Source organism: Cupriavidus sp. 8B (genome assembly GCF_054589115.1).
The window spans coordinates 37,729-55,009 of the sequence record NZ_BAAILO010000161.1 but is presented as its reverse complement, the minus strand read 5'-3'; the positions used below and the strand labels follow the sequence as shown (position 1 = coordinate 55,009).

General features: G+C 66.8%; 17 protein-coding genes. 7 read left to right on the top strand and 10 right to left on the bottom strand.

The features are described 5' to 3' along the window. Positions 1 to 49: 49 nt before the first annotated feature. The 8 genes from ACYP5B_RS16015 to ACYP5B_RS15980 all read right to left on the bottom strand — a co-directional run bounded on the left by ACYP5B_RS16015 (position 50) and on the right by ACYP5B_RS15980 (position 6,142). Positions 50 to 694: a glutathione S-transferase family protein gene (locus ACYP5B_RS16015; RefSeq protein ID WP_400096723.1), complete on the bottom strand. Its 645-nt coding sequence runs from the start codon at positions 692 to 694 to the stop codon at positions 50 to 52. Positions 695 to 851: 157 nt separating this feature from the next. Further along, positions 852 to 2,039 carry an aminotransferase-like domain-containing protein gene (locus ACYP5B_RS16010; RefSeq protein ID WP_400096722.1) on the bottom strand — a complete coding sequence of 396 codons (1,188 nt, stop codon included), beginning with the start codon at positions 2,037 to 2,039 and terminating at the stop codon, positions 852 to 854. 39 nt (positions 2,040 to 2,078) lie between these two features. Then, a complete protein-coding gene (locus ACYP5B_RS16005; RefSeq protein ID WP_043348099.1) occupies positions 2,079 to 2,408 on the bottom strand; it encodes a DHCW motif cupin fold protein in 330 nt (109 codons plus the stop codon). A gap of 104 nt (positions 2,409 to 2,512) precedes the next feature. After that, complete coding sequence (locus tag ACYP5B_RS16000; RefSeq protein ID WP_318234776.1) at positions 2,513 to 2,971, bottom strand: RidA family protein; 459 nt, start codon at positions 2,969 to 2,971, stop codon at positions 2,513 to 2,515. A gap of 11 nt (positions 2,972 to 2,982) precedes the next feature. Further along, positions 2,983 to 3,987, bottom strand: coding sequence for a DMT family transporter (locus tag ACYP5B_RS15995; RefSeq protein WP_459570362.1), 1,005 nt, complete (start codon positions 3,985 to 3,987; stop codon positions 2,983 to 2,985). A gap of 10 nt (positions 3,988 to 3,997) precedes the next feature. Next, on the bottom strand, positions 3,998 to 4,636 hold the full coding sequence (locus ACYP5B_RS15990; protein ID WP_267603849.1) for a LysE family translocator: 639 nt from the start codon (positions 4,634 to 4,636) through the stop codon (positions 3,998 to 4,000). Positions 4,637 to 4,652: 16 nt separating this feature from the next. After that, entirely contained in the window at positions 4,653 to 5,369 is a 717-nt protein-coding gene (locus ACYP5B_RS15985; protein WP_459570361.1) for an alanyl-tRNA editing protein, read from the bottom strand. Positions 5,370 to 5,449: 80 nt separating this feature from the next. Beyond that, positions 5,450 to 6,142: a VOC family protein gene (locus ACYP5B_RS15980; protein WP_459570360.1), complete on the bottom strand. Its 693-nt coding sequence runs from the start codon at positions 6,140 to 6,142 to the stop codon at positions 5,450 to 5,452. Positions 6,143 to 6,340: 198 nt separating this feature from the next. On the opposite strand from ACYP5B_RS15980, the gene ACYP5B_RS15975 reads away from it, so the two are divergent. The 4 genes from ACYP5B_RS15975 (at position 6,341) to ACYP5B_RS15960 (ending at position 11,836) form a co-directional block, all read left to right on the top strand. Then, positions 6,341 to 7,762: a PLP-dependent aminotransferase family protein gene (locus tag ACYP5B_RS15975; RefSeq protein WP_400096733.1), complete on the top strand. Its 1,422-nt coding sequence runs from the start codon at positions 6,341 to 6,343 to the stop codon at positions 7,760 to 7,762. 168 nt (positions 7,763 to 7,930) lie between these two features. Beyond that, the gene (gene htpG, locus ACYP5B_RS15970) at positions 7,931 to 9,844 is read left to right on the top strand and encodes a molecular chaperone HtpG (RefSeq protein WP_400096718.1); all 1,914 of its coding nucleotides are present in this window, start codon (positions 7,931 to 7,933) and stop codon (positions 9,842 to 9,844) included. Positions 9,845 to 9,975: 131 nt separating this feature from the next. After that, positions 9,976 to 10,494 carry a DNA-deoxyinosine glycosylase gene (locus ACYP5B_RS15965; RefSeq protein WP_400096717.1) on the top strand — a complete coding sequence of 173 codons (519 nt, stop codon included), beginning with the start codon at positions 9,976 to 9,978 and terminating at the stop codon, positions 10,492 to 10,494. A gap of 205 nt (positions 10,495 to 10,699) precedes the next feature. Next, positions 10,700 to 11,836 carry a PLP-dependent cysteine synthase family protein gene (locus tag ACYP5B_RS15960; protein WP_400096732.1) on the top strand — a complete coding sequence of 379 codons (1,137 nt, stop codon included), beginning with the start codon at positions 10,700 to 10,702 and terminating at the stop codon, positions 11,834 to 11,836. Positions 11,837 to 11,929: 93 nt separating this feature from the next. On the opposite strand, the gene ACYP5B_RS15955 is transcribed toward ACYP5B_RS15960, so the two are convergent. Continuing rightward, the gene (locus tag ACYP5B_RS15955) at positions 11,930 to 12,625 is read right to left on the bottom strand and encodes a P-loop NTPase family protein (RefSeq protein ID WP_459570359.1); all 696 of its coding nucleotides are present in this window, start codon (positions 12,623 to 12,625) and stop codon (positions 11,930 to 11,932) included. A 236-nt stretch (positions 12,626 to 12,861) separates the two neighbouring features. Here ACYP5B_RS15955 and ACYP5B_RS15950 point away from each other — a divergent pair, with 236 nt between their 5' ends. Further along, the gene (locus ACYP5B_RS15950; protein WP_400096715.1) at positions 12,862 to 13,617 is read left to right on the top strand and encodes a tetratricopeptide repeat protein; all 756 of its coding nucleotides are present in this window, start codon (positions 12,862 to 12,864) and stop codon (positions 13,615 to 13,617) included. Between the two features lie 74 nt (positions 13,618 to 13,691). Next, positions 13,692 to 14,588 carry a spermidine synthase gene (locus ACYP5B_RS15945; protein ID WP_400096714.1) on the top strand — a complete coding sequence of 299 codons (897 nt, stop codon included), beginning with the start codon at positions 13,692 to 13,694 and terminating at the stop codon, positions 14,586 to 14,588. A 64-nt stretch (positions 14,589 to 14,652) separates the two neighbouring features. Here the strand turns inward: ACYP5B_RS15945 and ACYP5B_RS15940 are convergent, their stop codons facing one another. Then, positions 14,653 to 16,287, bottom strand: coding sequence for an ABC transporter substrate-binding protein (locus ACYP5B_RS15940; RefSeq protein WP_400096713.1), 1,635 nt, complete (start codon positions 16,285 to 16,287; stop codon positions 14,653 to 14,655). Positions 16,288 to 16,544: 257 nt separating this feature from the next. On the opposite strand from ACYP5B_RS15940, the gene trmB reads away from it, so the two are divergent. Further along, positions 16,545 to 17,219: a tRNA (guanine(46)-N(7))-methyltransferase TrmB gene (trmB, locus tag ACYP5B_RS15935; RefSeq protein WP_459570358.1), complete on the top strand. Its 675-nt coding sequence runs from the start codon at positions 16,545 to 16,547 to the stop codon at positions 17,217 to 17,219. The last annotated feature ends 62 nt before the right edge of the window (positions 17,220 to 17,281 follow it).

Below are 17,281 nucleotides of genomic sequence, written 5' to 3'. Positions count from 1 at the left end.
AATAAGCGCTACCTGCAAATTCGGACGAAGCAGGTAGCGAGGGGGCGGCTCAGACCAGCGGCAGCGTCAGGATGGTGCGGGCGGCAGGCCGCGCCCGCATGGCCGCTGCCCAGCGCTCCAGGTGCGGGCGAGGCTGGTGCGCCGCCGGCAGGCCCAGCCAGCGGTGCGCGGCGCAGGCAACCGGGATGTCGGCCATGGTGAAACGGTCGCCGCAGATGAATTCGCGCTGCGCCAGGGCTTCGTCGAGCCGGGCCGCGAGCGGTTCGGTGCGTTCCAGGGAACGGGCGATCAGGTCGGGGTCGCGCTGCTCGGCGGGTAGCCGCACCAGGTGGCGGAACGCGTCGACCATGGCCGGGCTGAAGGCGTTGGTCTGCCAGTCCATCCAGCGGTCGGCCAGCGCGCGCGCCTTGACGTTGCCGGGCCACAGGCTATCCTCGCCGTCGTGCGCGCAAAGGTAGCGCACGATAGCGTTGGACTCCCACAGCACAAAGGGCTCGCCGCCCACGTCGGTGCCGCGGAAATCCTCTATCACCGGGATGCTGCGGTCGGGATTGAGCCGGACATAGGCCTCGGTGTCGAGGTCGCCCTCGCTGACGCCAATGTCGATGCGTTCGTGGTCCAGGTGCAGCTCGCGCGCGCACCAGACCACTTTCTGCACATTGATCGATGAGAGTCGACCCCAGATACGCAGCACGAAAACCTTCTCCTTAAGGCGTGGGCCGGGCATGCGCAACTGCATGCGCGTTCGCGGCCCGGACTGACGGGCGATGGCCGTTATCTTGCCATGAAGCCCGCCAGCCCGGTATTAGCCGGGAGGCGTATCCGTGCCATGCGTGTCGCTCAAGCGACGCTCAGGCAGCCTTGGCTTGCGGCGCGAGCTTGGCGATGGCTTCGCGGAACAGCGTGCCGAGGATGGCCACGCCTTGCTCGATGCGCTCCGGCGCCACCGTGACAAAGGCCAGGCGCAGCGCATTGCGGCGCGGGTTGCTGGCGTAGAACGGCGCGCCTGGCACATAGGCCACATTGCGTTTGACTGCTTCTTGCAGGATCTCCATGCTGTCCAGGCCCTCGGGCAGCTCCATCCAGATGAACATGCCGCCTTCGGGCGCGTTCCAGGTCACGCCTTCGGGCATGTGGCGCGTGAGCGAATCCAGCATGGCCTGGCACTGCGCTGCGTAGAGGGTGCGGATGGTCGGGATGTGCGTGTCCAGCAGGCCGTCGCGCACCACTTCATAGGCCAGGCGCTGAGTGAAGCTGGGCGTGTGCAGGTCAGAAGCCTGCTTGGCCTGGCAGAGCTTGAAATGCAGGTCGGGCGGGGCGATCACATAGCCCAGGCGCAGGCCGGGGGCCAGGATCTTGGAGAACGAGCCCATGTAGATCACGCCGTCGGGGTTCATCGACAGCAGGCTCGGCAGCTGGTCGCCGCTATAGCTCAGCTCGCCGTAGGGATCGTCCTCGACCAGCAGCACGCCGAGCTCGCGGGCGCGGGCCACCAGGGCCAGGCGGCGCTCCAGCGGCATGCGCCGTCCGGTGGGGTTCTGGAAGTTGGGCAGCGCGTAGAGGAAGCGCGCGCCGGCGGTCAGCTCGGGCGTGAGGGCTTCGGGCAGCAGGCTCTTGTCGTCGCCCGGCACCGAGACGAATTCCGGCTCGAACAGCGAGAAGGCCTGCAGCGCGCCGAGGTAGCTGGGCGTTTCCACCAGCACCGGGCTGCCCGGATCGATCATCACCTTGGCGATCAGGTCCAGCGCTTGCTGCGAGCCGGTGGTGATCAGCACGCGCTCCACGTCCACGTTATGGCGCTTGGCGATGAATTCGCGCAGCGGCATGTAGCCTTCGGTGGCGGCGTACTGCAGTGCGGCCTGCGGGTTGTCGGCGAAGATCCGGGCCACCGCTTGTTCCATGGCCGCTACCGGGAACGTAGCCGGCGACGGCAGGCCGCCGGCGAAGGAAATGACTTCCGGACGCTCGGTCACTTTCAGGATTTCGCGGATAGCCGAGCTGGTCAGCTGTTGCGCCCGGCGGGAGATGGCCCAGTTCATGATGTTCTCTTGGTGTGTGGGGAGTCGAGTTGGCTCGACTCAGTCAACGATAAAAAGCCGCGCCCCGGTCGGGGTGGACGAACGGTGCGGCTCGGCCTGGTCGGCGACCTGGTAGCTCGTGCCCGCGCGGAGCACGAAATGCCGGCCGTCTTCCAGCTCGGTATGCAGCTCGCCTTCCAGTACAAAGAGGATGTGCCCTTTTGTGCACCAGTGATCGGCGAGATACCCGGCAGAATACTCCACCATGCGAACGCGGATGTCGCCGAACTGGCGGGTGCGCCAGAGGGCTTCCCCGGTGTCGCCGGGGTGGCGGGTCGGGGTGATGTCAGACCAGTCGGTGGTGCCGAAAGGCAGGTTGTCGATGCGCATCGGTGGGAGGTGCCTTCAATGGGTCGGCGGCAGGGGGAGGGGAATCCCCCGGTCCCTAGCCTTATTTCAATTCACATCACACTGCTTTCTTGCTTCTTTTTCGCTTACTTCACTTCGACGATCATCTCGATCTCGACGCAGGCGCCCAGCGGGATCTGCGCTACGCCAAAGGCGCTGCGGGCATGCTTGCCGGCCTCGCCGAAGACTTCCGCCAGCAGCTCCGACGCGCCGTTGGTCACCAGGTGCTGCTCGGTGAAGTCTTCCGTGGAGTTGACCAGGCTCATCACCTTGACGATGCGGGTGACGCGGTTCAGGTCGCCGCCCAGGTGGGTGTGCAGCGTGGCCAGCAAGTCCACGGCGATGGCGCGCGCTGCGGCCTTGCCGTCTTCGGTGCCCAGGTTCTTGCCCAGCTTGCCTACCCAGGGCTTGCCATCCTTGCGGGCGATGTGGCCCGAAAGGAACACGGTGTTGCCGGTTTGCGCGGCCATGACGTAGGCGGCGGCCGGCGCACCGGCGTTGGGCAGTTCGATGCCGAGGCGGGCAAGGGTGTCATAGACGGACATAGGGTCTCCAGTCAGTGGGATCGTCCCAACGGGGTGGGGTGGGGTTCTTCGACGGCGGGCGCGGGCAGGGAGCCCGAGGGGGCGCTGCGCACGGCGGTACGGCGGCCAAGGGCTACCACGCCGATCACCGCCACCGCAAAAGCGAGCGTGACCGCATCGAGCGGCTCGGCCAGCAGCAGGGCGCCGCCCGCCAGCGTGAGGAACGGCTGCAGCAATTGTATCTGCCCCACGCGCGCCACGCCGCCTTTTGCGAGGCCGGCATACCAGAACAGGAAGCCGATGAACATCGAGAATACGGAAACATAGCCCATGCCGATCCAGGCGCGCGGCGAGGCGGCGGCGATCTGGCCGGCGTGCTGCAACCCTAGCCATGCCACTACCGGCAACAACAGCGGCAGCGCCACTGCCAGCGCCCAGCTGATGGTTTCCAGCCCGCCAAGCTCGCGCGACAGCTTGCCGCCTTCGGCATAGCCCAGCGCGCCCAGCACCATCGCCGCGAACAGCAGCCAGTCCGCATGCTGCAGCCCGCCAGCGCCCTGCCACAGGGCAAAGGCGACCACCAGCGCGCTGCCGGCGGCGGCCGACAGCCAGAACGCCGGCGACGGCCGCTCGCGGCCAAACCAGGCGGCAAAGACCGCGGTGGCGAGGGGCAGCAGGCCGGTGATGATGGCGCCATGGCCGGCCGGCACTTCACGCATGGCCAGCGAGGAGAACAGTGGAAAGCCCACCACCACGCCCAGCGAGGTCACCGCCAGGCGCCACCACTGGCCGCCCCGGGGCCGGCGCCCGCTGGCAAACGCGCCACGCTGCCACAGCAGCGCCAGCGCCAGCAGCGCCGCCACCACGGCACGGCCGAGCGCGACGAAGGTGGCGTCCAGCTCGGCCACCGCCATGCGTGTGAAGGGCAAGGTCTGGCTGAACACGGCCACGCCGATAAAGCCGAGCAGCATGCCACCGCTGTGGGCGTCGGCAGGCGCGCCATGGATAGGCCGGACAGAGGCGGGTTTGCCAGCCATGGTGTTTGAATTAGTGCAGGGTGGGCCGGCCGGCCAGCGCAATCCACAGCGCCGTGAGTGCCAGCGCCAGGCCCATTGCACGGTTGAACCAGCGGATGCGGTGGCCTACCTGCAGCCATTGCCGCAGCGTGGCGCCGATCACGCCATACACGCCATTGCTGACGAAGCCGAACACGCCGAACACTGCGCAGACCAGCAAGGCCCGATGCACCGGCGACTGCGCGCCGGCCATGTACGAGGCGGCCGTCGCCAGCGCCAGCATCCATGCCTTGATATTGGCGTACTGCAGCACTGCCGATTGCCACGCCGACAGCGGGCGCAGCACCTGCTTGTCCGACAGCACGGTGCTGCGCGCGAGTTTGAGCGCCAGCCACAGCAGGTAGAGCACGCCGGCGGCATGCACCAGCAGCGCCAGCGTCGGGCTGGCCAGGATCAGCGCGCCAACGCCCGCCGCGCACAGCGCCAGGATGCTGGCAAAGCCGAACGCCACGCCCACGCAGTGCGGCAGGGTGGCGCGCAGGCCGAAGTTGGCGCCCGTGACGGCGGCGATGGTGGTGTTGGGGCCGGGCGTGAACGCACCGACGGCCATCAGCGACAGCAGCGCGGCGAACTGGGCGGCCGACAGCCCGGTGAGCAGAGCGGGATCCATGTGTCGTCCTGCTCCCTCACGCAGCGAACTGCACGACCACGCGGCGGTTGGTGCGGCTCTTCTTCTCGATCTTGGTCACCAGCACGGCACCGATCTCGCCGGTGGCCGCCACATGGGTGCCACCGCAAGGCTGGCGGTCCACGCCGGGGATGTCGATGATGCGGATGATGCCGCTGCCCGCGGGCGGCGCGGCCCCCACCGTGCGCACCAGCTCGGGCTGCTCGGCGAGCTGCTCGGGCGTGATGCGGTCCACCTGCACGCGGCTGTCGGCGCCGATCAGCGCGTTGAGCTGCTCGGTGAGCACGGCCTTGTCGAGCGTGGATTCCGGCAGGTCGAAGTCGATGCGCGCCGAGTCGGGCGAGATGCCGCAGCCGGTCACCGGCACGGGGATCAGCGAACCCAGCAGGTGCAGGCAGGTATGCAGCCGCATCAGCCGGTGGCGGCGCTCCCAGTCGATGGTGACGGCAACGATGTCGCCCGGCTCCGGCAGCGCGGCGCCCGGCGCCGGCACGTGCAGGATGTGGCTGCGGTCCGGGGCGTACACCGTTTCCAGCAGTGCGATGGTGGCGCCGTTGGCCAGCTTGAGCGTGCCGGTATCGCCTGCCTGGCCGCCGCTGCGCGCGTAGCACACGGTCTGGTCGAGCTCGATGCCGTCAGCGTGCACGGCCACCACGGTGGCGGTGCAGCTGCCGAGGTAGGCGTTGTCGTCGAAGCGCTTGCGGGTGGCGGACATCAAAGGGTCTCCTTGGCGGTTGTTCTTGTGGTTGCTGCTTTTTGTTTGTGGCTTGCTCGCTGCGGCGTACGGAGCCGGGTTCAGCGCAGCGTGCGCACACCGTCGGGCGTTTCTATTTCCGCGCTCAGTTCCGCGAGGGTGGAAGCCTCCAGGGTGATCGGACAACCCCCCAGCCATTGCGTGGCCTCGGCCAGCCGGGCCGCCTGCGGATGGCGTGCCCGCAGCGTGCGCAGCGCCAGGCCCTGGTTCGGCAGCCGGGACGAAGGGTGGGTCGACACATCCCACTGGATCAGCGTGGGGAGGATGCCGTCGCCCGGCGTCGCCGGGCGGTCCGCGCCATCGGCATCGTCAGCCGGCCACGAGGGCAGGTTGCCGTCTTCCGGCACGGTGATGCGCCAGCGCAGATCGCCACGGGTCATCGGGATGACCGGTGCGATGCGCCTGGGGTATTGCGATTGCCACAGGGACAGGTCGGTCGGGCGTTCCACCCGCGCTACCCAGTGCATCAGGAAGGGGCCATGGCGCAGGCGGGCCTGTACCGCCTCGGTGTCCAGGCCAAACCAGCGCGGCCGGGCGGGGACGGGTGCCTCGGGGTCGATGGCGATGACTTCCAGGTAGATGCCGCCGAACAGGCCGAGCAGGCCATTGTGGGTGCCCATGCCAGGGTGGGCGCCGCCCGGCTGGGGCGCCACGCCGAGCGCGTCGGCGACATGCTGCGCCCCCGCTTCAAGCGTGGGGGCGGCGATCACGAGATGGTCGAGGGCTATTGGCATTGTGTGTTGATGGTAGACAAGGTTGTCGGTACAGTACCGATACAGTTATGCAGAACATTCTCAGTACAGTGGCGGGAGCAAGGCATGAACAGCAGGGAACCGGTTGCGCCAGGGCTCAAGGATAAAGGAGCCGGGGCAGGCAAGCAGGACGGCGCGGCCTCCCAGGCTGGCGAACAGGTGCGGTCATTGCGCCTGGTCATGCCGCCTCCCACCGAGCGCATGCCCGACCCGGTGCCCTCGGCGCAGATGACGCTGGTGGAGCAACTGACCGAATGGGCGCGGCTGCGCATCGACGAGCGGGTGTTCCGCGCCGGCATGCGCATGCCCTCGATCCGCCAGCTGGCGCAGGAAAAGGGCATCTCGCGCTTCACCGTGGTCGAGGCCTACGAGCGGCTGGTGGCGTTGGGCTACCTGGATTCTCGCCGTGGCTCCGGCTTCTATGTGCGCGAGCGCACGCCGCAGGTCACGGCGGTAGCCCCGGTCTCGACCGGCGCGCGCAACATCGACGTGACCTGGCTGCTGCGCAGCATGTTCCACTCGACCGAGCCGCATAAATCGCCAGGCATGGGCTTCCTCCCCAACGACTGGCTCGACGGCGACCTGATCGCCAGCGCGCTGCGCGGGCTGGGCCGCCAGCCGGGCGGCCATTTCCTGGCCAGCGGCACGCCGCAGGGTTTCCTGCCGCTGCGCCAGCAATTGCGCAACCGCCTGGCCGAGCTGGAGATCGGCGCCACCCCCGAGCAGATCGTGCTCACCTCCGGCATCACGCAGGCGCTCGACCTGATCGCCCGGCTCTACCTGCGCCCCGGCGACGCCGTGCTGGTGGGCGACCCGGCCTGGTTCGTCATGTTTGGCCGCTTCGCCGCCCAGGGCGCGCAGCTGATCGGCATGCCCTACACCGCCGAGGGGCCGGACCTGGAGGCGCTGGAGCGCATCCTGCAGGCGCGCCGGCCGCGCCTGATGGTGATCAACTCGGTGCTGCACAACCCCACCGGCACCTCCCTGTCGGCCGCCAAGGCCTTCCAGCTGCTGCGCCTCGCCGAGCAGTACGACCTGCTGATCGTCGAGGACGACATCTATTGCGACTTGTGCCCGCCGGGTCACTCCGCCACGCGGCTGGCCAGCCTGGACCAGCTGCGCCGGGTGATCTACCTGGGCAGCTTTTCCAAGACGCTGGCCGCCAACCTGCGCGTGGGCTTTATCGCCGCCCACCCGGAGCTGGTCGCCAGCCTCACCGACAGCAAGCTGCTGGCCGGCCTGGCCTCGCCGGAGATCAACGAGCGCGTGCTCTACAAGGTGCTGACCGAAGGCCACTACCGCAAGCACGTGGAGCGGGTGCGCAACCGGCTCGACCGCGCCCGCGACGAGACCCGGCGCACCATCGAGCGGATGGGCCTGTCGCTCTTTCCCGGCCAGCACGCCGGCATGTACCTGTGGGCGGACACGGGGCGCGATACCAACGCCATTGCTGTCGCCGGGCACGAGGAGGGCTACCTGTTCGCCCCCGGCAGCTTGTTTTCGCCTTCCCAGATGCCGTCCGGCTGGATGCGCTTCAATGTGGCCAGCAGCCATGACCCCGCCATGCTGGACTTCCTGGCGCGCCAACTGGAGCGGCGCTAGGCCGGTCATGTCTTGAAAAGCGGCCGGATGCCCCTATGTTTCGGGTCACCGGCCTGACGGCGGCTGGCTGCCCCCCGGGGCGCCGGCCCGCCACATGGCCCAGATTCCCAGATGTGGCCAGATCGGCCAGATCAGCCAAAGTTATCCAAGATTGTTAAGAGGAGAACCATGACCGCACCGCACGAGACGATGAGCTTCCAGGCGGAAGTGAAGCAACTGCTGCACCTGATGATCCACTCGCTGTACAGCAACAAGGAAATTTTCCTGCGCGAGCTGGTTTCGAATGCTTCCGACGCCACTGACAAGCTGCGCTTCGAGGCGATTGCCAACCCGGCCCTGCTCGAGAACGACGCCGACCTGGCGATCCGCATCGAGGCCGACGCTAAGGCGCGCACGCTGAAGATCACCGATAACGGCATCGGCATGAGCCGCGACGAGGCGATCCGCAACCTCGGCACTATCGCCCGCTCGGGCACCAAGGAATTCTTCCAGCAGCTCTCCGGCGACCAGCAGAAGGACGCCGCCCTGATCGGCCAGTTCGGCGTGGGCTTTTACTCGGCGTTCATCGTGGCCGACAAGGTCACCGTGGAAACGCGCCGCGCCGGCCTGCCCGCCAGCGAAGCCGTGCGCTGGGAAAGCACCGGCGACGGCGAGTTCACGGTGGACGCCATCGACCGCGCGGAGCGCGGTTCCACCATCACGCTGCACCTGCGCGAAGGCGAGGACGATTTCCTCTCGGCCTGGAAGCTCAAGGGCATCATCCAGAAATACTCCGACCATATCTCGCTGCCGATCCGCATGCCCAAGGAAGTGTGGGATGCCGAGACCAGCGCCTACAAGACCACCGGCGAGTGGGAGAGCGTGAACCAGGCGAGCGCGCTGTGGACCCGCTCCAAGTCGGACATCACCGAAGAGCAGTACACCGCCTTCTACCAGCACATCGCGCACGACAACGAAGCGCCGCTGGCCTACACCCACAACCGCGTCGAAGGCCGCAGCGAATACACCCAGCTGCTGTACGTGCCGGCACGCGCGCCGTTCGACATGTGGGACCGCAACCATAAGGCCGGCCTCAAGCTCTATGTGAAGCGCGTCTTCATCATGGACGATGCCGAGCAACTGCTGCCGGCCTACCTGCGCTTCGTCAAGGGCGTGGTGGATTCGGCCGACCTCCCGCTCAACGTCTCGCGCGAACTGCTGCAGGAAAGCCGCGACGTGAAGGCCATCCGCGAAGGCTGCACCAAGCGCGTGCTGTCGATGCTGGAGACGCTGGCCGACAGCGAGGACGAAGCCGAACGCGCCAAGTACACCACCTTCTGGCAACAGTTCGGCCAGGCGCTCAAGGAAGGCCTGGGCGAAGACGCCGCCAACCTGGAGCGCATTGCCAAGCTGGTGCGCTTTGCTTCCACGCATCAGGACAGCGCCGAGCAGAGCGTGGCGCTGGCTGCCTACGTGGGCCGCATGAAGGAAGGCCAGGACAAGATCTACTACGTCACGGCCGATAGCTGGGCCGCGGCCAAGTCGAGCCCGCACCTGGAAGTGTTCCGCAAGAAGGGCATCGAAGTCCTGCTGCTGACGGACCGCGTGGACGAATGGATGCTGTCCTTCCTGCGCGAGTTCGATGGCAAGGAACTGGTCTCGGTGGCACGCGGCGACCTGGAGCTGGGCGCGCTGGCCGACGCCGACGAGAAGGCCGAGCAGGAGAAAGCCGAAGGCGACTGGAAGGCAGTGCTGGAAAGCGCCAAGGCTGTGCTGGATGGCAAGGCCAAGGACGTGCGCGTCACGCTGCGCCTGACCGAGTCGGCATCGTGCCTGGTGTCGGACGAAGGCGACATGAGCGGCTACCTGCAACGCCTGCTGAAGCAGGCCGGCCAGAAGGCGCCCGACGCCCAGCCGATCCTGGAGCTGAACCCCGACCACGCGCTGGTGAAGAAGCTGCGCGCGCTGGTGGAAGCCGGCCCCACGGACGACGCCTTCGGCGATCGCGTGCACGTGCTGTTCGACCAGGCCCTGCTGGCCGAGGGCGGCACGCTGGAAGATCCGTCGATCTACGTGCAGCGCGTCAACAAGCTGCTGGCGTAAGCGTAGCTGGTTTGCGCCCCTCTCCCACACTTGTGGGAGAGGGCCGGGGGAGAGGGCGGGCGCCAGCAGCAAGCTAACGCACACAAGCTGCACAGGCGCCTGTCCTCCCCCGGGCCAAGTCCACTCATTCCATGCCAGTCCCATCCCCCGCATCCCCCCCGATTCTCGCCCCCGATCTCCAGCAAGGCCTGCCTCCGGTCATCGACCGGCACACGCGCGTGCTGGTGCTGGGCAGCTTTCCCGGTGCCGCGTCGCTCGCGGCGCAGCAGTACTACGCGCATCCGCGCAACCAATTCTGGCCACTGCTGGGTGCGCTGACCGGCGAGCCGCTGCCTGACTTGCCTTACGCAGATCGGCTGGTGCGGCTGCTAGCCCACCGCATCGGCGTGTGGGATGTGCTCGGCGCCTGCGTGCGCGAGGGCAGCCTGGACTCCAATATCCGCTATCCGCAGGCCAACGATTTCGCGCGCCTGCATGCCCTGGCGCCCGAGTTGCGCCGCGTCGGTTTCAACGGCGGTACGTCGGGTCGTTTCGCCGCGCAGTTCGCGGCGGCAGGCTATGAGACGGTCGTGCTGCCCTCATCGAGCCCGGCGCATGCGGCGCGCAATTTCGAGCAGAAGCTCGCTTTGTGGCGCAGGCTTCTGTCGTAAATGCGTACGTCCTGATCTGGATGTGCAGGCATTTGGCGATTGACTCCCCGTCCCTAGTCCATGAGGTTCTTGAGGGGGAGTAAATTGCCGCAGCGCCGCTCGGCAGTCTATGATCGAAATCTCGAAATGCCAATCGACGCGCCATGAGATAGTCCGGGCGCCCAAGGCAGTTGTTCTGTTCGCAGTCATTTCGGTGAAGGTTCCCATGCCACGCTCAGACTGGACCCGCGAAGCGATTCGCAAGATCGAAGCCGACTTCAACCGTTCCGCCGATACGCACCTGATCCCGCTGGACCTGCCGGGCTATCCGCGCATCCGCTTCTATTTCAAGGATGAATCCAGTCATCCGACCGGCAGCCTGAAACATCGCCTGGCGAGATCGCTGTTTCTCTACGCGCTTTGCAATGGCTGGCTGAACGAGAGAGGCACGGTAGTGGAGGCGTCCAGCGGCTCGACGGCCATCTCCGAAGCCTACTTTGCCAGGCTGCTCGGCTTGCCCTTCGTAGCTGTGATTCCGGCGGGCACTTCAAGGGCGAAAATCGAAGCGATCGAGTTCTATGGCGGGCGCTGCCACCTGGTTGGCAATCCATCAGACATCTATACGGAGTCGCACCGTATTGCGGTGGAAGCCGGGGGCCATTTCATGGACCAGTTCACCTATGCGGAGCGTGCTACCGACTGGCGCGCCAACAACAATATCGCCGAGTCGATCTTCAAGCAGATGGCTGACGAGGAACACCCGGTTCCGACGTGGCTTGTTGCCAGCGGCGGTACCGGTGGCACCGTCGCAACCTTGGGCCGCTACGTAGCCTACAGTCGACACAGAACCCGCATTCTTTGCGCCGACCCGGAGAACTCCGTATTTTTCGACTATTTCAAAAGCACGCTGGCGGGCCAGGCGGACAGCCGCCTGAGCCTGGATGTCGGATCGAGGATCGAGGGCATTGGCCGCCCGCGTGTCGAACGCTCCTTTATTCCGACGTGTATCGATGCGATGCTCAAGGTGCCCGATGCCTTGTCCTTTGCCGCGATGCGCTATCTGGCCGGGCGCTTCGGGCGTCGCGTGGGCGGCTCGACAGGCACCAATTTCGTCGGTGTGCTGTATCTGGCCGAGCGGACGGCGGCGGCGGGTGAGGAGGGGGCTATCGTCAGCCTGCTGTGCGATAGCGGCGAACGCTACAGCCACACCTACTACGACGACGCGTGGTACCAGGCGCAGGGAATCCCGGTGGCGGAGCCTGATGCCCTGATCGCCCGTGCAGTGAACGGCGAGCCGATGCTGACGCAGCAGGCGCTTGCTGGACTGGAGGCTGCCGGGGCTGGGATTCAGGGGGCTACGTAGCCCCGGGGCAGCACGAGCTGGCGCCGTGGCGCGCGCATCTTCGGCGACAGCGGCCGGGGCAGCGATGGTGCCCCGGCCGCCAGTTCTTCCGCATCACAACGCCAGCGTCGCCATCTCGCCATAGGCCCGGTTCAGCCAGACCTTGACGCGCTGCCGCTCCAGCATGCCGAGCCCGGTGGCGGCGCGATCCGGATGATTGACCGCGGCCCAGAAGCTGGTGCTTTGCTGGTCGATCTTCTGCATCGTCGTATCGGGCAGGTGGCGCAGCGTCATCACGCTGGCGCCCAGCGCTTGCGCGCGGGCGCGTTCGCCCGAGGCTTCCAGGATCTCGAAGCGATCGCCGCGGACTTCATTGAGGACCAGCACCAGCTTGATGCGGCCGCCGAACTGGTCGAGCCACTGGCGCAGCAGGTCGACGGAATCGCGGCCCGCATCCATGACGTGCCACCAGGTGAGCGTCAGGCCATGCTCTTCGGCCAGCGCCAGCACGTCGGCATCATCCATCCATTTTGCTAGTGAGTGCTGCGTCTGGGCCGCGAGGTCGACCAGGATGCGCCGCTGCGGGTCTTCGACGGCGTGCTCGATAATCGGGTCCAGGCTATCGTGCTTGTCCAGCACGGCGGGCGCGGCAAAGTCGGCATAGAAGCGCAGCAGCGCACCATGCGACTTGTCGGTATCGAAACCCAGGAACGGCATGCTCCGGTCGATAAAATGCTGGGCTAGCAGGCGGGCGACGAGCGATTTGCCGACGCCGCCTTTTTCACCACCGATGAAGTGGATGTAGCTCATATCTGCGGATCCTTTGTCGTGGAGGGCCTGGATGGAAGGGGCGTCTCGGGTTTTGGTAAGGTAAGCCCGGAAGGTCAGCCCGGAAGGTAAACGCAAAAACAACCTTACCGTAAAAGGCATTTGTGACAGTAGCAAGTAGCATGCCGCATCAGGCACGCCGCCCACTTCTGTCACAATCGCGGCCATGCATGCCGGTGGAGAGTCCGCCGGCTAACGCTTTGCAGGATAGATAGACAATGCCGTATCTAGGAATTGGTTTTCACGTCATCATCGCGGTGTTCTTCGCCGTGCACGCGGTGCGCACCCAGCAGAACATGTACTGGCTGCTGCTCCTGTTCGCCTTCCCGGGCCTGGGCAGCGTGGTGTATTTCTTTGCCATCTACCTGCCCGGCCTGCGCCAGACGCGCGGCGCGCGGGCCGCCAAGCGCGCCATTGGCCAACTGGTCGACCCCAACCGCGCGGTGCGCGAGGCGCGCGACGCGTTCGACCGCGCGCCCACCGTCGATCACCGCATGCGCCTGGGCGCCGCCTTGCTCGAGGCCGGCGAGCCCAAGGCCGCGCTGGAACACTATGAAGCCGCTGCCAGCGGGCCGTTCGCCACCGACCCGGCGCTGCTGCTGGGGCTGGCGCGCGCGCAGTTCGCCACCGGCGGCCATGCCGCTGCCGCGGCTGCACTGGAGCGGCTGTTCGCCTCCCAGCCCCAGGCCCGCCAGCAAGCCGACCCTGCCTTGCTGTACGCCCGCGCGCTGGCCGCGTCGGATGCGCCCGGCACGCGGGCCGCATTCGAACAGGCGCTGACCTGTGCCAGCGATGCCGCCGCGCGCTGCCTGTTTGCCGACTGGCTGACGACACGCGGGGAGCCGGCCGACCGCGATCGCGCCCACGCGCTTTACGCGGAAATCGTGCACGACGGCAAGCACTGGCCGCGCCACGCCCGCGAGCACAACCGGGAGTGGCTGCAGCGTGCCCAGGGCGCGCTCGGCAAAGCCTGATCCCGGATCGGCCCGAACCGACTTACGTGCCGCCCAGGCGGGCGGCACGCCTATACGTATTCTTTCTGACCACCATGACTCTTCTCAAACGTAAATCGATTGAAGCCGTGGCCTCGCGCCGTCCTGCGCGCGGCACGCGCAGCCCTGACGGCGCACGCGGCGCACGAGGCGCGCAAGCCGCGCAGCGCGAGGAAAAGCGCATGACCCCGCGTTTCGCGCCGGTGACCTTTTCTGAAATGGAAGGCGTGCGCTACCTGCATTTCGGCACCGAATGGGTGCAGGGCGCTATGCGTCTGCGCAAGCCCGATGCCATCGAACTGGAGTACGCACAGCAGATGATGGCGTGGCTGCTGTTCCTGTCGCCGTCGGCACCGGATTTCCACGTGACGCAGCTGGGCCTGGGCGCGGCCGCGCTGACCAAGTTCTGCCATCGCCAGTTCAACCGCGCGCGCGTGACTGCCGTGGAGCTGAATCCTTCCGTGATCGTGGCCGGGCGCAGCATGTTCGGCCTGCGCGAGGATGACGAGCGCCTTACCGTGCGTGAGCAGGATGCCTGGGATTACGTGATGGACGGCGCGCACACCGGCGCCCTCGATGTCCTGCAGGTCGATCTCTACGACGCCACCGCGCGCGGACCGGTGCTGGACACCACCGCCTTCTACAAGGCCTGCCGCCGCGTGCTGAAGGCGCCGGGCGTGATGACCATCAACCTGTTCGGCGACCACGACAGCTTTCCCAAGAACATCGTGCGGATCTGCGAGGCATTCGATAACCGCGTGCTGGTGTTTCCCGAAGTGCATGACGGCAATGTCATTGCCCTGGCTTTCAACGGGCCGGCGATCGATGTGTCGTGGGATGTACTGGAGGTGCGCGCCAAGGTGGTGGAGGACACCACCGGCTTGCCGGCGCGCGACTGGGTGAAGAAATTGCGGGCGGCGAACGCAAACCAGGAAGACGGCTTGCGGATCTGATTCAAGCGGCCAGGTAGCAAGGGGCGCCGGGTTCGAAACCCAGCGCTGCATCGTGAGACGCCTCTTACTGCTTGTGGAAGAACTGCGCCAGCGACCATTCGTCGGTGCGGGCTTCGTACTTCAGGTCCTTGCGCATCGCCCACATCGCCAGCTGGCTGTGCGAGGGGATGATGGCGTGATCGGCCAGCGCGAACTTGGCTGCGGTTCGTGCGTTCTCCTCGCGCGTTTTGTCGCTGGTCACCGTGGTCAGCGATTTTTCGATCAGCTGGTCAAGCTGGGTATTGCTGTATTTGCCCCAGTTCCACGTGCCGTATCCCGTCTTGGGATTCGGCGTGCCGGTGATCGAGCGCAGCGCCACGTCGGCCGCTGCCGAGCCCCAGCCCAGCATCTCGAATGCGAAGTCGCCCTGGCGCGCGCGGGTGAAGTACGCCGCTACCGGCAGCGTCTCCACCTTGGTCTGGATACCGATGCGCGTGAGCATGCTGGCGGTGGCCTGTGCCACGGCGGCATCGTTCAGGTAGCGGTTGTTGGTGGCGTGCAGCGTCAGGCCGAAGCCATCCGGATAGCCCGCCGCGGCCAGCAGCTTCTTGGCGCCTTCGGGGTCGTAGGCATCGGGTTTGGTGCCGGGATGGCCGAAGATCTGCGGCGAGACGATCGACGAGGCCGGCACGGCCAGGCCTTCCATGATGCGGCTGACGATGGCGTCGCGGTTGAGTGCCTTGCTGATGGCGGCGCGCACGCGTACGTCCTTGAACGGGTTCTTGCCCAGCGGCTTGCCGGCTTTGTCGGTGACGAAGGGCGGGTTGTCGCGCGACTGGTCCATCTGCCAGAAGATGGTGCGCCACGAGACCTGCTGCTCGATGCGGAACTTGGGGTTCTGCTTGAGCTTGGCCACGTCGGCGGACGGCACGCTTTCGATCACGTCGACGTCGCCGGACAGCAGCGCCGCACTGCGCGCGCCGTTGTCCGTGATGATGCGGAAGATCGCGCGATCCCATTCCGGCTTCGGGCCCCAGTAGTCGGGGTTCTTCGCCATCACAATTTCCTGCCCGCGCGCGAAGCGCACGAACTTGAACGGACCGGTGCCGATCATCGCCTTGCCCGAATCGAAGTCCGCCTGGCTTAGCGTGGCCGCTACCTTCTTCGGCATGATCGGCACGCTGTTCAGGTCGTTGGCCAGGTTGGCGTAGTTCGGCACGCTCATGGTCAGGCGCACGGTCAGCGGGTCGGGCGTGTCGATGCGCGCGATGGGCTTGGTGTAGCTGGTGAAGGAGCCCGGGCTGTTGGTGAGCTTGTCGGGGCGCTCGAGCGAGGCCTTGACGTCTTCGCTGGTGAACGGCGTGCCGTCATGCCATTTCACGTTGGGACGCAGCTTGATTTCCCAGGTGATGGCGTTGACCGGCTTCCATGACAGCGCCAGGCCGGGGATGAAGCGGGCGTTCTTGTCCATGAACACCAGCGACTCGAAGATATGCAGCGCGATGGCATTGTTGGGGCCGGCGTTGTTCCACTGCGGATCCATCGAGGTCACATCGGCGGACAGGCCGATGCGCAGGTCTTCGGCCTGCGCCGCACCGGCGGGCAACAGCATCAGCGCGGCGCTGCCGAGCGCGAGCGCGGCGCCGGCCTGCAGCAGCGCGCGGCGCGGCATCATGGCGGTGAGGCTGTAGGGGTGGCGTGTGCGGCGTGTGGCGGTCATCGGGATGCGCTCCTCGTACGGGCCGTCGCCAGGATGGGATGGCGGCGGCGGGTTCTCAGATGGGGTGGCGGGCCACGCTTGGCCGGCCCGCTTGCCACCCCGGTTGCCCGCATTGTGCCGTTAAAACGACATCTGCGTGCGACATCGACGTCATATCCTTATGCTCGCCGCAGTGGATGGCATTTGTCCATGGCTGTTGCCAAAACCGCAAGCCCGGGCGATCCCGCATCGATCGGCAGCCGGGTAGAATCCCGCCCATGTTTGCCAACTCCCGCACCATCACCTCGGCCCAGGCCGATGTCCACGACCACCTCGCGGCGCGCGTGGCCCGCCACCTGGCCGAGCCCTTTCGCAAGCCCATCGGCGAGCCGAGCCGGCGCGCGCTGGATCTTGCATTGCAGCAATGGCAGCAGGCCGGGGCGGCCCCGTTGATCCTGGATGCCGGCTGTGGCGTGGGGGAGAGCACCTTGCGCCTGGCCACGGCGTTCCCCGGGCACTTTGTGATCGGCGTGGATCAGTCGGAAAAGCGGCTGACCGGGGGCAAGGATTGGTGGGACGGCCCGATGCCGGCCAATTTCGCCTGGGCGCGTGCGGACCTGGTCGACGTCTGGCGGATACTGCAGGCGGATCGCGTCGCCGTGGATCGCCATTACGTGCTGTATCCCAACCCATGGCCCAAGATCGGCCATCTGGGGCGGCGCTGGCAGGGGCATGCGGTGTTTCCGGCGCTGGCTGCGTGCGGCGCTTACCTGGAGTGCCGCAGCAACTGGCAGGTCTATATCGATGAGTTCGCCCAGGCGCTGGCGCTGGTTGGCCGGCCGGCACAGGTCGAGCTGTGGCAGCCGGCCGAGGCCATCACGCCGTTCGAGCGCAAGTACGCGGCGTCCGGCCATGCGCTGTGGCGCTGCGTCAGCCCGCCTTGCGCCGGCTGAATGAAAAACGGCCCGCGCAAGGCGGGCCGTCGGTCAGGCAGGGCGAAGCAACGCAGCGCTTA

Bases quoted from the DNA above. Each gene is read 5' to 3' on its own strand.
- ACYP5B_RS16010 (WP_400096722.1), bottom strand. From the start codon at position 2,039: ATGAACTGGGCCATCTCCCGCCGGGCGCAACAGCTGACCAGCTCGGCT.
- ACYP5B_RS16005 (WP_043348099.1), bottom strand. From the start codon at position 2,408: ATGCGCATCGACAACCTGCCTTTCGGCACCACCGACTGGTCTGACATC.
- ACYP5B_RS16000 (WP_318234776.1), bottom strand. From the start codon at position 2,971: ATGTCCGTCTATGACACCCTTGCCCGCCTCGGCATCGAACTGCCCAAC.
- ACYP5B_RS15995 (WP_459570362.1), bottom strand. From the start codon at position 3,987: ATGGCTGGCAAACCCGCCTCTGTCCGGCCTATCCATGGCGCGCCTGCC.
- ACYP5B_RS15990 (WP_267603849.1), bottom strand. From the start codon at position 4,636: ATGGATCCCGCTCTGCTCACCGGGCTGTCGGCCGCCCAGTTCGCCGCG.
- ACYP5B_RS15985 (WP_459570361.1), bottom strand. From the start codon at position 5,369: ATGTCCGCCACCCGCAAGCGCTTCGACGACAACGCCTACCTCGGCAGC.
- ACYP5B_RS15980 (WP_459570360.1), bottom strand. From the start codon at position 6,142: ATGCCAATAGCCCTCGACCATCTCGTGATCGCCGCCCCCACGCTTGAA.
- ACYP5B_RS15975 (WP_400096733.1), top strand. From the start codon at position 6,341: ATGCCGCCTCCCACCGAGCGCATGCCCGACCCGGTGCCCTCGGCGCAG.
- htpG (WP_400096718.1), top strand. From the start codon at position 7,931: ATGACCGCACCGCACGAGACGATGAGCTTCCAGGCGGAAGTGAAGCAA.
- ACYP5B_RS15965 (WP_400096717.1), top strand. From the start codon at position 9,976: ATGCCAGTCCCATCCCCCGCATCCCCCCCGATTCTCGCCCCCGATCTC.
- ACYP5B_RS15960 (WP_400096732.1), top strand. From the start codon at position 10,700: ATGCCACGCTCAGACTGGACCCGCGAAGCGATTCGCAAGATCGAAGCC.
- ACYP5B_RS15955 (WP_459570359.1), bottom strand. From the start codon at position 12,625: ATGAGCTACATCCACTTCATCGGTGGTGAAAAAGGCGGCGTCGGCAAA.
- ACYP5B_RS15950 (WP_400096715.1), top strand. From the start codon at position 12,862: ATGCCGTATCTAGGAATTGGTTTTCACGTCATCATCGCGGTGTTCTTC.
- ACYP5B_RS15945 (WP_400096714.1), top strand. From the start codon at position 13,692: ATGACTCTTCTCAAACGTAAATCGATTGAAGCCGTGGCCTCGCGCCGT.
- ACYP5B_RS15940 (WP_400096713.1), bottom strand. From the start codon at position 16,287: ATGACCGCCACACGCCGCACACGCCACCCCTACAGCCTCACCGCCATG.
- trmB (WP_459570358.1), top strand. From the start codon at position 16,545: ATGTTTGCCAACTCCCGCACCATCACCTCGGCCCAGGCCGATGTCCAC.